13 protein-coding genes are annotated in these 13,918 nt (G+C 53.3%); 2 read left to right on the top strand and 11 right to left on the bottom strand.

Annotated elements, in window-relative coordinates:
* Positions 1–160 precede the first annotated feature (160 nt).
* Positions 161–595: a carboxymuconolactone decarboxylase family protein gene (locus NSQ46_RS07890; RefSeq protein WP_342576601.1), complete on the bottom strand. Its 435-nt coding sequence runs from the start codon at positions 593–595 to the stop codon at positions 161–163.
* Between the two features lie 95 nt (positions 596–690).
* Between NSQ46_RS07890 and NSQ46_RS07885 the strand changes: the two genes are divergently transcribed.
* Entirely contained in the window at positions 691–1,146 is a 456-nt protein-coding gene (locus NSQ46_RS07885; RefSeq protein ID WP_342576600.1) for an Lrp/AsnC family transcriptional regulator, read from the top strand.
* Between the two features lie 119 nt (positions 1,147–1,265).
* Here NSQ46_RS07885 and NSQ46_RS07880 read toward each other — a convergent pair whose 3' ends face one another.
* The 8 genes from NSQ46_RS07880 to NSQ46_RS07845 form a co-directional block, all read right to left on the bottom strand.
* The gene (locus NSQ46_RS07880; RefSeq protein WP_007127462.1) at positions 1,266–2,195 is read right to left on the bottom strand and encodes a dihydrodipicolinate synthase family protein; all 930 of its coding nucleotides are present in this window, start codon (positions 2,193–2,195) and stop codon (positions 1,266–1,268) included.
* Positions 2,196–2,240: 45 nt separating this feature from the next.
* Entirely contained in the window at positions 2,241–3,209 is a 969-nt protein-coding gene (locus tag NSQ46_RS07875; protein WP_007127461.1) for a phosphoglycerate dehydrogenase, read from the bottom strand.
* On the bottom strand, positions 3,209–4,036 hold the full coding sequence (locus tag NSQ46_RS07870; RefSeq protein ID WP_007127460.1) for a carbohydrate ABC transporter permease: 828 nt from the start codon (positions 4,034–4,036) through the stop codon (positions 3,209–3,211). Before NSQ46_RS07870 ends, NSQ46_RS07875 begins: the two co-directional genes overlap by 1 nt.
* Before the next feature lie 13 nt (positions 4,037–4,049).
* Positions 4,050–4,985 carry a sugar ABC transporter permease gene (locus NSQ46_RS07865; protein WP_213613595.1) on the bottom strand — a complete coding sequence of 312 codons (936 nt, stop codon included), beginning with the start codon at positions 4,983–4,985 and terminating at the stop codon, positions 4,050–4,052.
* A 141-nt stretch (positions 4,986–5,126) separates the two neighbouring features.
* The gene (locus NSQ46_RS07860) at positions 5,127–6,446 is read right to left on the bottom strand and encodes a sugar ABC transporter substrate-binding protein (RefSeq protein WP_342576599.1); all 1,320 of its coding nucleotides are present in this window, start codon (positions 6,444–6,446) and stop codon (positions 5,127–5,129) included.
* A 214-nt stretch (positions 6,447–6,660) separates the two neighbouring features.
* Positions 6,661–8,304: a response regulator gene (locus NSQ46_RS07855; RefSeq protein ID WP_342576598.1), complete on the bottom strand. Its 1,644-nt coding sequence runs from the start codon at positions 8,302–8,304 to the stop codon at positions 6,661–6,663.
* Positions 8,289–10,019 (bottom strand): histidine kinase, encoded by a 1,731-nt coding sequence (locus tag NSQ46_RS07850; RefSeq protein ID WP_342576597.1) that lies wholly within the window; start codon positions 10,017–10,019, stop codon positions 8,289–8,291. The genes NSQ46_RS07855 and NSQ46_RS07850 overlap by 16 nt, the downstream gene beginning before the upstream one ends.
* Before the next feature lie 31 nt (positions 10,020–10,050).
* Positions 10,051–11,343, bottom strand: coding sequence for a sugar ABC transporter substrate-binding protein (locus NSQ46_RS07845; RefSeq protein ID WP_007127455.1), 1,293 nt, complete (start codon positions 11,341–11,343; stop codon positions 10,051–10,053).
* 378 nt (positions 11,344–11,721) lie between these two features.
* Here NSQ46_RS07845 and NSQ46_RS07840 point away from each other — a divergent pair, with 378 nt between their 5' ends.
* Positions 11,722–12,645: an LD-carboxypeptidase gene (locus NSQ46_RS07840; RefSeq protein ID WP_213613603.1), complete on the top strand. Its 924-nt coding sequence runs from the start codon at positions 11,722–11,724 to the stop codon at positions 12,643–12,645.
* A gap of 84 nt (positions 12,646–12,729) precedes the next feature.
* Here the strand turns inward: NSQ46_RS07840 and NSQ46_RS07835 are convergent, their stop codons facing one another.
* Positions 12,730–13,167 carry a DUF1992 domain-containing protein gene (locus tag NSQ46_RS07835; protein ID WP_213613605.1) on the bottom strand — a complete coding sequence of 146 codons (438 nt, stop codon included), beginning with the start codon at positions 13,165–13,167 and terminating at the stop codon, positions 12,730–12,732.
* Positions 13,168–13,182: 15 nt separating this feature from the next.
* Entirely contained in the window at positions 13,183–13,773 is a 591-nt protein-coding gene (locus NSQ46_RS07830; protein WP_213613607.1) for a hypothetical protein, read from the bottom strand.
* Between the last annotated feature and the right edge of the window lie 145 nt (positions 13,774–13,918).

Raw genomic sequence — 13,918 nt, 5'->3', positions numbered from 1 at the left:
CCCGGAACTGCCGGACACCCATGATAAAAAAACGACTCAAGCCGGATATAAACATCCCTTGAGTCGTTTCCTTGTCAGTCTGCACCACCGGTACGGACTACGGATTGCATCTGGACCTCGCGCTCTCTTTCTTTGCAAGCCCTTGGCTGTTAGGGTTATTTCAGGGCTGCAGATCCATCACCGCCCCGAACATTTGGGAAGCGGTGGTAAAGCACACGAAGGAGCATAGCTCCGCGATCTCAGGCTCCGAAAATTCACTTCTTAACACGTTGAATGTATTCTGATTGATGGAGTCGCGGTGGTTTAGAAATAAATCCGCGAAAGCCACCGCCAAGCTGATTCTGGAATCTTCGTGGCTGATTGACGGCTTGCCTTTCGCTTGACAGTATTTACACCCGTTCCCGAAAGCAAGCGTACGGCGAACTTGTTCTTTTAATTCTTGGCTTAATCGGCCGCTGCGGTAAAAAGCTTCCTCCAACTCCACCCACTGTGCTCGAATATCTTCATTATGACCCAGCAGCTGTTGAAATGGCGTATCCCCTGACTTGGAGTAAGAAATTCTCGCCAAGCTCATCCCCTCCTTCCACTTCTCCATTATAAAGGCTTACCCCCTCGAGTTCCTTTACAATTGAAATCATTCATGTATGATAAACTAACAAATACAACATAATTTATGAAATGAGGTTTCATATGAAATTCGACGACATTGATCTCTCCATTCTGGATGAGCTCGCGCGGGATTCCAGACTGTCCATGCGGGAGCTTGGCAAGAAAGTAAATCTCTCCCCTCCATCCGTAACGGAGCGGGTGCGCCGGCTTGAGAGCGAAGGCGTCATTACCGGGTACACCATCGGGATCGACCGGAAAAAGCTTGGATTTGGGCTTGAGTGCATCATGGAGGTCACCGTAAGAAACGGGGATTTTGAGAAATTCAAGGCATTTGCCCAAGCACATCCCCGCGTGCTGGGATGCTGGCGAACAGCGGGGCGGGCCTGTTTTTTCGTCAGGATCTGCGCGGCGGACTTGGGGGAAATCGAGGCGTTCGTGAACAGCATCGCGAGCTATACCTCTCCTTCGACCCATATCGTTTTTTCCGAGGTGAATATCGTTACCAGCCTAAAAGAGCAGCTCTCAACTCCATCGTGATGCTCGACCTGTTCCCCTTCCTCTACCTCCTCCCTCTGTGCCTCTGCTTATTGAAAGAGCTCGCAGCCGCCCCCTAATGAGGCGGTCGCGAGCCGGTCCTTGCTTGCAAAATCCAAGCCTTATGATGAAATCGGAAACTTTTGGGCATACCGCTTGGACAGCCGGTGCAGCTGCTCGACCTCCAAGCGTTGGGTGGCGCTGAACTCCTCATGGTTTTTCGAGCGGCAGCGATAGTTCGTCAGCACGCCTTCGAGCATAAGATAATACTTCGCGTTCACGGGATAAAGCTGTCGTTCGATGAAGGAGGCGACGCTGAGGAAATCGGACAGCTCCTCCGCCTCCTCCGGCCGGCTCTCCCAATTCCGGAACAACCACGTATACAGCTCCGGATGGAAATTGGCCATCACGCCGCTGAAACCGAAGGCCCCGAGCCGGTAGCTGCCGAGAAGCGTCGCCGTATTGGCGTTGAAGATTTTCAAGCTTCCTCCCTGAACCGCCTTGAGCTTGTCCCCGATCAGCTGCAGATCGCAGCTCACATCCTTGATGAACCGGAAGCGTCCGGTATCCGAGCATTTCTTCAGCATCTCCGGCGTCAGCAGACGACGGTACGGGGCCGGACACTCATACAACCCGAGAGGTACGTGTTCCGGAATGCGCGCGAGCAGCTTATCGAGATTCGCCAGCCACACATCATCGGACTCATCGGGACCTGCGAGCCGATTCGTGATCAAGACGACGGCGTCGACACCGGTTTCCGCGATGGCGTTCAGCTCCGCGACTTGGTCTTCAAAGTCATCGGATACATGCCCCGATGCAATCACCGGCACCCGGCCGGCGGTCTTCGCTTTGACGAAGGCGGCGATCAGTACGCGCTCCTCCAGGGTCAAGGTATACATTTCGCTGGATTGACACACGGCAAACAGGCCGTCGGCCCCCCGCTCGATATACCAGTCGATAAGCCGCTCCAGGGCCTCGTAATCCACTTCGTTCTGCTCCGTAAACGGCGTTAGCATAACCGGCCAGTTGCCGTTGGTAATGTTCTGATACATAGGCGTCCCCTCCTCATTAGGTTCGCATCGTTTATGCGTGATTGATTACGCTCTCGGCGTCAACAAATGCTGCGGCTCGCGTCCTTCGAATATATCCAGCAGCGCCTGCGCGGTAACCATGCTGACCCGCTCATACGTCTCGTACGTCTCGGCCGCGGTATGCGGCGTCGTGATGAGATTACGGGTCCGCAGGATCGGATTGTCGGCGGATACCGGCTCGGCCTCATAGACATCGATGGCTGCCCCGGCGATGGCGCCCGATGTGAGCGCCCTGGCGAGCGCCTGCTCGTCCACGACGGCTCCCCTGGCCGTATTGATGAACACTGCCGAAGACTTCATCATGGAGAAAGCCCCGTCATTCATAATATGGTACGTCTCGTTCAGGCTGGGCAAATGCATGCTGACGATATCGCTGTCCGTCAGCACTTGCTCGAAGGTTGTCAGCTTCACGCCATACTCCTCCGCCTTGGCTGCATCCGGATATTTATCGTACGCGATAAGCTCGACATCGAAACCTCTAAGCTTCTTGGCGGTCAGCTGGGCGATATTTCCGAATCCAAGGAGACCGACCGTCCCGCCGGCAAGCTCGGAGCCGACAAACCGGTCCCAGCCGCCGTTCTTCGTGGATTGGTCAAGCAGCGGAATGCTCCGGCGCACGGCAATCATGAGGCCGACCGCCAGCTCGGCTACCGCATTGGCATTGCCTCTCGGAACATTCGTGACCTGGATGCCGTACTTTCGCGCCGCTTCAAGGTCGATATTGTCCACGCCGACGCCGAAGCGGGCGATCCCTTTAAGCTGCGGCGCCAGCTTGAACACGTCCTCGTTCCAGGTGTCCACGCCGGCAATGACGCCGTCGACCGAGCCTACCACCTCCTTCAGCTCCCCGAACGTCAGTGGACGTCCATAGGGGTTCTCTATGATCTCGCAGCCATTATCCAGCAGCAGCTGCTTGGCATTCGCGCACAGCCTGGAGTAATTCGTAGCGGTGACCAGCACTTTTTTCCCTTTCATTATTTAACCCCTCCTACCGTCATCCCGCTAACCATATATTTGGATGTAAACAGGTACATGATGATGACCGGAATCGATGCGACGATAGAGCCTCCCATCAGCGGTCCCCAAGCGAAGACGTCGCCCACGATCATGTCCGACAGCCCCAGCGTGATCGTTTTGTCCGCGCCTTTGGTGACGACGACCAGGGCGTACAGATACTCGCTCCAGCACAGCGTGAACGAAAAGATAAAGGTAGCCGCAATGCCCGGCGCCGATAGCGGAAAGATGATTTTGGTCATGGTGCTGATTCGGGAACACCCGTCGATCATGGCCGCTTCCTCGATCTCGTCCGGAATGGACTTGAAGTAGGAGATCAGCATCCATGTAGCGTACGGAATCGTAATCGTCGGGTAGATCAGCATGAGCCCGTATATGGAATTGTTGATGCCGATGGCCGTCACCAGCATATACAGCGGAATGAACAGAACCGCTCTTGGCATCAGGTACGCGTACAGGATGCTCTTGGAGATGAAGCTTCTCCCTCTGAACTTGAGCTTGGAGATCGCATATGCGGCCAGCATGCTGACCACGATCGAAAATACGGACACGATCAGCGAGACGAGCAGGCTGTTTTTGATATTCGTCATGAAGCCCTTTTCGTTGATCAGCCTGTCATAGGCGGTTCCAAGGAACTCCTTCGGCCAAAACGTAGGCGTCATGGAATAGATCTCTCCATTGGACTTGAAGGACGTAATGACCATCCAATATAAAGGAAAGAGCGCGAACAAGAGCAGCAGGGCGAGTGTGGCATATACCGTGATCTGCTTGCCAAGCGTATTTTTCATCAAAAATCACTCCTTACTTGTCGGATGCCAGCGAACGCTTGGTCACATAGTTGATCAGCATGATCAAAGGCGGCAGCGTAATGACGGATATCGCAATCGCTTTGCCGAGGCTCATGTTCAGGAATCCTACGGTATAGCTGAGCGTGGACAGAACCTGCGTGCCGTTGTCCGGGCCGCCCCGCGTGAGAAGCCAGATGATCTCGAAGTCGTTCAGCGTCCAGATCGTCGTGATGACGGAGGACAGGATGGTCACTTCTTTAACCGAAGGCAGCGTCATGTAGAAGAAGCGCTTGATCGCTCCAGCCCCGTCCAGCATGGCGGCTTCGTACATTTCCTTGGACACCGTCTGCAGGCCCGCCAGTATGGCGATGCCCATGAACGGAATGCCTCGCCAGACGTTGACCAGAATGACCGAGAACATGGCGAGATCCGGCGTGGCCAGCCAGCCGACGGGACTGTCGATAAGTCCTGTTTTAAGCAGCAGGGCATTCAGCACGCCGCCGACGTCGGAATAGATCCACTGCCAGGTAAACACGGAGACGATTGTCGGAATGGTCCACGGGAGAAACAGCATCACCCTGAAAAAATTGCGGGCCACGATGTTCTCGTTGAGCACCAGCGCCATAATCATCCCGAATACCGCCTTCAAAATGACCGCGACCAGCGTAAAGACCAGCGTGTTCCAGACCGCTTTCCAGAACACGGAATCGGCAAGCAGTTCCGCGTAGTTCCGCAGGCCGACAAATGTTTCGGGAACCCCGACCACCTTGTTGGTCAAGCTGAGATACACCGCCCAACCGAACGGGATCGCCATAACGGCCAGCAAATAGATCAGCACCGGGCTCATGAGCAGGTAAGCGAGCCAGCTGCCGCTCTTGCCTTTTTCGCGCCGCTTGGATGCCGGGACCTTCCCCGGTATCGGTTGAACCTCAACCTCCAAGCTTTTCATGGATAGCACCTTCTTTCTGTTGCCTCAAGTGACGCCGCAGCCCTGACAAGCCTTAGAGCTTAGGCCGGGCTACGAAGCGTGATGTTGTGTGAATATCTAGCGTCTGGCGGCGCTTACTTGGTGATGTCTAGCGTCTAGCGCTTACTTGGCATATACCGCCTCGATCTTGGCCTGCAGCTCTTCCACTGCTTGCTGGGCCGTAAAGCCGGAATCGAGGAGCATTTTTTGGAATACGTCGTTGACATAACGGAGGTTGTAAATCTCTCCAGCCTTCGGATTATACACCCCCGGGTATCCAAGGAAGGCGAAATGAGCGATGGAGTCGACGAATCCCTTGTTCTTCTCCTCCTGCCATACGGCTTCGGCTGCCAGCTCCTTATAGATCGGACCGGTCAACGGAGCCCCGTTCTCCACCCACGTGCCGTACCATGATTTATCCGTCATATATTCGATGAAGGATTTCGCCAGGTCTTTGTTCTTGGATGCCTTGAATATGCCCAGATTGTTGCTGATCCCAGGCACTACGGCTCCTTTCGGTCCTGCCGGCAGCATGGCGATGCCTGTATTCTCATACAATTCAGGATTGTCGTTCTTGATGGTTGCCGCCAGGCTGCCGACGTTAAAGATCATGGCCGATTGGCCGCTTAAATACGATTTGTTATTGCCGCTGTCATCCCAACCGATGGAGCTTGGCGGAGTCACCTTGTCCTCAATGAAAATGTCCCTGATTAGCTGTACCGCTTGCAGGGTTTCAGGCGTATTGACGACCACGGTCTTGCCGTCCTCGGTATCAAGCGATCCCCCATGGGACCAAATAATCGCCCGGGTCAGCCATTCGGCGTCCGAATTGCCCTTGCCGTATCCAAGCCCGGCCCCGTAGATGCCCTTCGAGGGATCCGTAAGCGCCTTTGCCATTTCGCGGAATTCCTCCCACGTTGCCGGCGGCTCGCTGAACCCGGCAGCTTGCAGCATGTCCTTGCGGTAGTACAGCGCCGTCGACTCGGTCCAGAGCGGTACCCCGTACAGCTTGTCCTCAAAGGTTACGGATGCTTTCAGACTGTCTTGAATCTCCCCGTTTTCTTTCTCTACCTTTCCGACAAGATCGGTCACATCCTCCAGAACATCCTTGGCATAGAATTGTCCAACCTCCTGATATCCGAAAAAGGAAACGTCCGGCGTCGTTCCCGACTCGATCGCTGCCGACCATTTCGGGTAGAAATCCTCGTACGCGATAAACTCCACGTTCACGTTCACATTATGTTCTTCTCCGAACTGTTGTGCTCTCTCCTGAATCATCTGGTTCTGCTCTTCGAACATCTGCTTCTTCATCCAGAAGGTCAGGGTTTCCTTGCCCGGATCGGCATTCCCCGAGCTGCTGCCTCCCGTTCCCCCTGCGCCGCATCCTGCCGTCAAAATCAGAGCCAAAACGGCCGTTATCCATCGAATCGTGCTCTTCTTCATCTCATCATTCACCCCTCGTATATAGTGGAATGCCTTTACACCATTCATTGTAAGCGCTTAATGGACAGGGTTAAATGATAGAGGCTTAACATCGGCTCTCCTTCCTTAACACGATGCCGGGCCATCGGCTGCAGCGGCCGGCGCACATAAAAAAGCCCGTTTCCAGCAAGAACAAACCGCTGAAAACGGACGGTATACGGGCGAGAGCCTGGAGTTACGGCTTTCCGGCCTCCAGGTTGTTTCGGTACTCCTGGGGCGTCACGGAATAGTATTTCTTGAACACCCGGATGAAATAATTCGGATTCTGGTAGCCCAGCTTCAAGGCAATTTCGAAGTTTTTCAAGGAATGGTCGGCAAGCATCTCCGCCGCTCGCTCCATCTTCAGTCGGAGCACATAATCGCTCAGATTCGACCCGGTCTCCATCTTAAACAGACGCGACACATGCACCGGATGCATGTACATATGATCCGCAATCGCCTGCAGGGAAATATCCTCGGACAGGTGTTCCCGGATGAACCGTTTCATCCGGGACACGGCTGCACTCCGGTCACTTCGGGTCGCGCGCTCGGCGCTTTGCTCCAGAAGCGGCAGCACCTGGTTTACCCACTTGCCGAGCGTGGCCGCGTTCGTGCATTGGGATAGTCCCGTCACGTCCGCAAGGGATGCTCCCAGGTAATCGCTCAAGCTGCGTCCGTTCTTATGCGCATAAGCGCTCAGGGAGGAATAAATGAAGAAAAAGGCTTCGGTAACATGCTCCTGAGATTGGCTGTGCGCGAGCGACAGCTCCTTCAGGATCTGCTCCAGCTTGTCCCTGACCAGCTCCCAGCTGCCGGACTCCAGCAGATGATGCAGCAGCGGCGGCTCATAGCATTTTTGCAAGGAACGTACCGGATGGAGCTCCTCCTCGTCCGCGGCGTACACGAACATATCGCTGTGGCTGCCGATGTGGCGGCGCAGCGCCAGTAGGCTGTCCTGGTACAGCTTGCGAACATCCTCCGGAAAGCGGCCCCGCCTGCCGATCAGCACGGAAATCGTTCCTTTCAGATAACGGCTGACGTTCATTTGCAGCTGCGACGCGCAGTGCTTTAGCTCGTATTCCGGGGCAGTATCGGGCGGACGCTCCTCCTTCGGATCATGGCTGTCAAAAACAAAAAATACAAGGTACCCGTGAATGTCCCGGCACCGCCATAAACGAAACCGGTCGCCGAAAATTTCGTCGGCCATATTGCCGATGGCATACTCCATAACCGAGGAGTCGTACGGACTCATCTCCGTCAGCCGGTCCTCCATCCGGACCAGCATCAGGGCTGCTTCGCTGCAGAACGCGGAGCTCATCTCAAGCAGCTCCAATTTCTTGGTCCATACGTCCTCCGGGGAGTTCATGCCCTGCAGCAGCTGATTCAGAAATTCGCTCCGCATTTGGGGCAGATTGGCACGGAAGGCCTGAACCGCCCGGTTATAGGTTTCGTCCGACTCCCGCTCCAGCCGCAGCGATTCCACCGCCTTCCCTACTTTAGCCAGGACGACTTCGTCGCTAACGGGCTTCAGCAAATACTCGGAAGTGCCAAGCGAAATGGCTTCCCTCGCGTAAGCAAACTCGGCATGCCCGGACAACAGAATCGTTTTAAGCTTTTTCCACCTCGTTCTCGTTATTTCAATAAGCTCGAGACCGCTCATCCGCGGCATTTTGATGTCGGATATCATAATGTCCACCGGCTGCGTCTGCAGGATTTCCAATGCTTCGAAGCCGGAGTAAGCTTTGTGCACTTCGTCAATCCCGATTCGGTCCCAGGGAATCGTATGCGCCAGCCCCTCGACCACGCTGGCCTCATCATCAACGATCAGCAATTTATACATGCGGATTCCTCCCTTTCCAGATCCGGATCGTTCCAGCATAATTCAACCCGCAGCCCGCCGGACGGCGATTCCGAGAAGGACAGTCCGGATGTTTTGCCGTAACGGGTGACCAGTCTCTGCTGGATGTTCCACAGACCGAACCCTCCGCGCTCGTGAAGCGGCTCCTCGATCTGCCGCCGCAGCTTAGCCAGAATGGCGCGGTCCAAGCCATCGCCGTTATTGTCGATCACGATTTTGCACAGGCTCCCCTCGATTTCACCGTGAATGTGAATGAATGCAAAATCCAATTGATCCTCCACGCCATGAATAACGGCATTTTCTACGATGGGCTGAAGCAGGAGACGCGGAATCTCAAGCTGCTGCATATTTTCGGGAATCTCGATCTCGAAGGTTAAACGCTGAAGGCGAAGCATCTGAATGGTTAAATAATTTTCCACCAGCTTGACCTCCTCTTCAAGCGGCGCGGTCGGTCTCTCCAACCGGGTCGTATAGCGGTAATAATCCCCGAGGTTCAGGGCCATGGCTACAACGGCTTCCTTCTCGCCGAGATTCGCCATATTTTTGATATAGAACAAGCAATTGTACAGAAAGTGGGGATTGATTTGCGATTGGAGCTGCTTAAGCGTCGCTTCCTTGGACCGCAGGCTCTCCTTGTATACCCGTTCGATCAGATCCTCGATTTGCTCGGCCATATTATTGAAGGCGTGAAAGAGATACATGAATTCATTCTTCGGCGCATCCTGCAGACGGGTCATATATTGACCGTCCCGGATCCTTCGAACCGCATGCAGCAGCCGGGAAATCGGGCGCTGAACGTTACGGTACAGCAGCAAAGTCAGCAGGAAGACAAGCACGAGCAGCAGCGATACGGAAATGTAAAAGAGGGTGCTGCTCAAGGTAATGGGAGAATACACGCTGTCCAGCCGGACAAAATCAACCAGATACCAGCCCAAGCTGCCGGACCGGACGTAATTCATTACGTATTTGCCCTTCCCCGACTGCACGATTCGGCTGCCTTGGTCTCCGAGCTGCATGTCCCTTAAAGCATCTGCAGCTAGCTGAACGGTCTCGCTTACCGAAGTGCTGCTTGCAATGACAGGTTTGCCGGGCGCGTACAGAAATGGCTCGCTGTCCCCATCCTGCTTCAATCGGTTCAGCATATTGATTACATTCTGGTCGGTAAACCGGATCTCCACGACCAGCTCCTTCGAGGAAGCCGGCGTTCTCATCCAGCTGAAATAGGCTTGGCCTTGCGAATCGTGATGATAGGACCAGTCCTGCATACGGGCTTGGGCCAAGTACTCGGCATCATACCTGGCCGACAGATCCGTCGTGAGCAATTCCTGATACTTCGTGAGGTACATCAGAATTTGACTGTCCCAGCTGCTCGTCGCTATCTGCATATTCAGCATGTCCATAATCCGCTGCTGGCTGTCGATTCGCTGCATCGGGGTACTTCGGGGACGCTCCGCCAAATAACTTTTGATCCCGTCATCGCTGCTTGCGATCACCGAATATTTCGTCAGCTGGTCGACCATGGTGTCCATTTGGCTCATGAAAAATGTCAATCGATTGTGCTGACCCACCTCCACGGTCGATCGGACCACGTTAATGCTGACCTGATGGGAATAGGCATACAGCAGAATCGTCGGGATCACCAGGACCGCCAGCAAGGTGGTCAGCTTTGCAAATGTACTTGTTCTTAACCGATTCATCGATCATCCCCCCGTGTCAGAGCAAGCTGCTCTACTTCTCGCTGTCGATCAGCTCTTGCAATTGAACGTTCGCGGATTCGGCCGCCGCTTCGATGTCCTCCCCGACCAATCCCTTCACGACAATGCTGCCGATGATGTCCCGCGCTTCCTTCACATGAATGACCTTCGGGCGGTCATAGCTCATCCCGATCGGAATCGATTCATTAATGATCGGGATCAGCCCTTCCGGAAAGCCGGAGATGCCTTCCTCGTCACGCCAGAGCGAGCTTCTTGCTCCCGGGTTTCCGATCTTCTGGGCTTGCAGCACCATCTCCCTCCCTGAAGCCCACTCGATGAATGCCCATGCGGCTTCCTTGCGCGGCGAGTTCGCATTCATCGCGATGCCCCAAGCGGTGGTACTGTAGGGCTTGCGGCCCGCGTCGCCTGCAGGAAACATCGCATACCCGATGTTCTCCTTATTCAGCCCCGATTGCGATAGCAGGGAGTATATCGCGCTGGCATCGGTAAAGAATGCTGCCTTCCCTTGGGCGAACAAATCCGCGGATTGCGGCCAGCTGAAGTTGATTGCATCGGGAGGCCCATAATTCCGGAGCAAATTCACATACCGCTTCATTCCCTTAAGCGCTTCTTCCGTATTTAGCGCAGCCTGATCCTCGTTCAGAAAATTCCCGCCTTCGGAATATATGAAGGAGGAGAGCTGAGTGACGAGAGCGCTTCGCTGCCCTCTTGCAACAAAGCCGTAGACGCCATGCTCGGGATCATGCAACTGCTTGACTGCTTCTTCCAGCTCGTCCAACGTTTGCGGCACCTCGATTCCTTGCTTCTCCAGCAAATCCTTCCGATAGAATAGAATCTGCTGCTCAGTCGACAGCGGGACGGCAAGCAGCTTGCCCTCAACCGTCACCGATTCCAGCGCCGTGCCGGAAAAATCGGCAAAATCATAGCGGGGGTCTGAAACAGCATACGATTCCAAGGGTGCAAGCCAGTCATTGCTTTCATACAGGCTAAGCTCCTCCAGCGGCCGGATCATAAATACATCGGGACTCTCGCTGCCTACCGTCATTTGAACGAACATTTTTTGGCTGAGCTGCTCATTGGTCAACGCTTGAAAATCCACCTGGATGCCCGTCTTCTCCTCGAATTCCGGAAGATGGGCGCGGAGGATGTCCGCCACCGGATTTTTGGCCATATACGCGGTGATCCGCACAGGGTCCATCGGCCGCTCCGATTCGGCAATCCGGCTGTCAATGCCGCTGCATCCCGCTGCCAGCATCATCAATGCGGCCATCCATAACACGCTGCAGAAACGTCTTGCTAGTTTCATAATCCCCCTCCGTTCAGTCATGTCATAAATCGATATTAAAGCGTTTACAAGCAGGAGAACACTGAAAAAATTTAACATATGGTATCTATATTTAACGTTTTTTATAATCCTCCTGTATCTTTCGGCCATTGGCGGGAAACGCCTGCGCTTCGCGCCATCAGCGCGCTCTGGCCATGCTTTGCAGCTTGGGAGCTGGCAGATTTTTTGCAAAGAAAACCGCCCCTTCGCTAAACCTCAATGGCTTCCAACCATTCCGAAAGAGCGGTTTCTTTGTTCGGCAAAGCTCTATAGTAGTAATGTGCGGTCGATCTTTCCAATATAATCTAGAAGCACTCAAGACATTGGCTTCTTCTATGTTCAAAGGAGGAAGATAAGGATATGCCGATACGTCCGCCAATATTGCAGCGGGGCGATACCGTGGGGATCGTGACCTTAGGCAGCCCGCTCGCGGCTAACATCATTGATGCACGGATCGATTTTCTGAGAGCACTCGGGTTCAATGTCGTGTTGGGCCAGTATGTATATGCGCAAAACGGGTTTCTTGCCGGTACGGACGAACAGCGGGCATCCGATTTGATGATGATGTTCCAGAGCGAGCAGGTTAAAATGATCCTGCCCACAAGAGGCGGCACCGGGGTAGCCGGAATCCTTCCCTACCTTGATTATGGCGTGATTCGGAATAACCCGAAAATCATTACAGGCTACAGCGACATAACGGTATTGTTAAATACGCTGCATCAGCTTGTGGATTTGATCACCTTCCATAGTCTTCTGCTGATTGACTTCAAACCCGATACGCCCTCCTATAATTTTGACCAGTTTTTTGCCGCGACGTCCCTATATTCATTATCCCGTCCGATTCAGAATCCGCCGGGCATGCCGCTGGTGAGCCGGATTCCGGGGAATGTTACGGGACCGCTCATTGGCGGTAACCTGACATCCTTTGTAGACACGTTAGGGACCCCCTTCGAAATCGATACGCGCGGTAAAATTCTCGTCCTTGAAGAAACGCATGAGCCTACCAATACGGTCTATAGATACTTGAATGATTTAAAGCTGGCCGGAAAATTCCGCGATTGCATTGGCATCATTACAGGGGAATGTACGGGCTGTCAGGCTGCATACGGCAAGTCCTATCAGGATATCATCGACGAATTCATCGTACCGCTCGGTAAGCCGCTGATCACAAACCTCACGACAGGTCATGGCATATATAAAGCCGCTTTGCCGATTGGCGCCATGGTTAATCTGGATTCAGTCAATAATACCATCACGGTGGTTGAGCCTACCGTCAGTGTATAAAATTAACGGATCCATTCATCATCAAGAGCTTCATCGAAATACAAAAGAGACCTTGAGCTCATCGCTTAAGGTCTCTTGGCCGTGTTACTCCCATTTATCCAAGGCTGCATGCAAGTTGACTGCGGACAGCAGCCCTTTTTGCAGCTGTGAATTCGGAACCGTCCGGTTGTACTTAATAATTTTTTGATTAATGGCCTCATACTCTGACTCTGAAATCATGCTCGGGTCTGAACGGTCCACAAGCCGCTTGATGTCGGCAGCGATTTCTTTTCTCAGCTCAATCCAGGCGGGCTGGTAATTCGCGTTCTTCATGATCCCTGTAAGAACATCCCCGTCTTCGATCTTGATGGGTTTTCCCTTCAAGGGTAAATCGTCAAATCCGCCTTCCCGGGCAAACCTGTCGATGGCTGATTCCAGAAGCGAGCTGCTGGTCGACATTTGGCGCCGTTCGTCTTCTTTATTTTGATCTTCTTCAGGTTCAGGGGCAGCTGCTGATTTTGTGAGGTCAACATTCCGGTCCATTGCGTCACCTCCGTTTTACATATCAGGGAAATAAATTCTTTGCTTCGATGAAATATCAAAGATTTTATACGCTCCCTTGCCATCCTGATAAATATGAAGCTCATAGTCATTCTTTTCGTAAAAGAATGGCTGTTCGTCCTTGGGAACCTCTTTAAAGAATACTTTATCCGTGACCGTCGCTTTGTAAATGAAGCCGCCTTCCTCCTTGGGTTCAACGGATTCTTTCTCGATCGTATCGATTTCGGCCTTGCTGTGCTCTTTCACGTCATCCGGGTGATAATTCTTCAAGCCGTTGTATCTCGGATGGTCCTGCATGGATATATCGAACAGAACATTCAAGTACCCTTCCTGAAATGCTTCAGGAGTCGTGAATTTATAGTAATCTACGATGTACCTTGTTATGAGTTCTCTTCCGGCCGCGATCCTTGGATCAAGGTCGTTATCTTCCGGCTTCTGCGGATCCTTCTCGTTTTCTGCCGGTTTCATTTGCTCGTTGCTTTGGACTTCCGGCTCCGAAACCGGCTTTCCGGAAGCATTGCATGCCGCCAACAAGGCCAACAGGAAGAAGAGTGAGACCGACATGAATACCAGCTTCTTATTTCTCATTCTGTGTTCCCTCCACCATGCCATGCAGAATTATCCAAAATATAACATGCTGCAAATGAAATTACCAGTTCGTTTTACCACATAGCAAAAAAGCCGCCAAACCTTCGGGAATCCTCGAGTCTAGCGGTTTTTCATAATGTACAAA

The organism is Paenibacillus sp. FSL M8-0142, assembly GCF_038597315.1.
GTDB lineage: Bacteria > Bacillota > Bacilli > Paenibacillales > Paenibacillaceae > Paenibacillus_AQ > Paenibacillus_AQ lactis.
The sequence above is the reverse complement of the archived record's forward strand: the minus strand, read 5'-3'. Positions and strand labels throughout refer to the sequence as shown.

Excerpts from the sequence above, each read along its gene's own strand:
- NSQ46_RS07850 (WP_342576597.1), bottom strand. The coding sequence starts at position 10,019 with ATGAATCGGTTAAGAACAAGTACATTTGCAAAGCTGACCACCTTGCTG.
- NSQ46_RS07865 (WP_213613595.1), bottom strand. The coding sequence starts at position 4,985 with ATGAAAAGCTTGGAGGTTGAGGTTCAACCGATACCGGGGAAGGTCCCG.
- NSQ46_RS07870 (WP_007127460.1), bottom strand. The coding sequence starts at position 4,036 with ATGAAAAATACGCTTGGCAAGCAGATCACGGTATATGCCACACTCGCC.
- NSQ46_RS07855 (WP_342576598.1), bottom strand. The coding sequence starts at position 8,304 with ATGTATAAATTGCTGATCGTTGATGATGAGGCCAGCGTGGTCGAGGGG.
- NSQ46_RS07880 (WP_007127462.1), bottom strand. The coding sequence starts at position 2,195 with ATGTATCAGAACATTACCAACGGCAACTGGCCGGTTATGCTAACGCCG.
- NSQ46_RS07835 (WP_213613605.1), bottom strand. The coding sequence starts at position 13,167 with ATGGACCGGAATGTTGACCTCACAAAATCAGCAGCTGCCCCTGAACCT.
- NSQ46_RS07885 (WP_342576600.1), top strand. The coding sequence starts at position 691 with ATGAAATTCGACGACATTGATCTCTCCATTCTGGATGAGCTCGCGCGG.
- NSQ46_RS07840 (WP_213613603.1), top strand. The coding sequence starts at position 11,722 with ATGCCGATACGTCCGCCAATATTGCAGCGGGGCGATACCGTGGGGATC.
- NSQ46_RS07830 (WP_213613607.1), bottom strand. The coding sequence starts at position 13,773 with ATGAGAAATAAGAAGCTGGTATTCATGTCGGTCTCACTCTTCTTCCTG.
- NSQ46_RS07890 (WP_342576601.1), bottom strand. The coding sequence starts at position 595 with ATGGAGAAGTGGAAGGAGGGGATGAGCTTGGCGAGAATTTCTTACTCC.
- NSQ46_RS07875 (WP_007127461.1), bottom strand. The coding sequence starts at position 3,209 with ATGAAAGGGAAAAAAGTGCTGGTCACCGCTACGAATTACTCCAGGCTG.
- NSQ46_RS07860 (WP_342576599.1), bottom strand. The coding sequence starts at position 6,446 with ATGAAGAAGAGCACGATTCGATGGATAACGGCCGTTTTGGCTCTGATT.
- NSQ46_RS07845 (WP_007127455.1), bottom strand. The coding sequence starts at position 11,343 with ATGAAACTAGCAAGACGTTTCTGCAGCGTGTTATGGATGGCCGCATTG.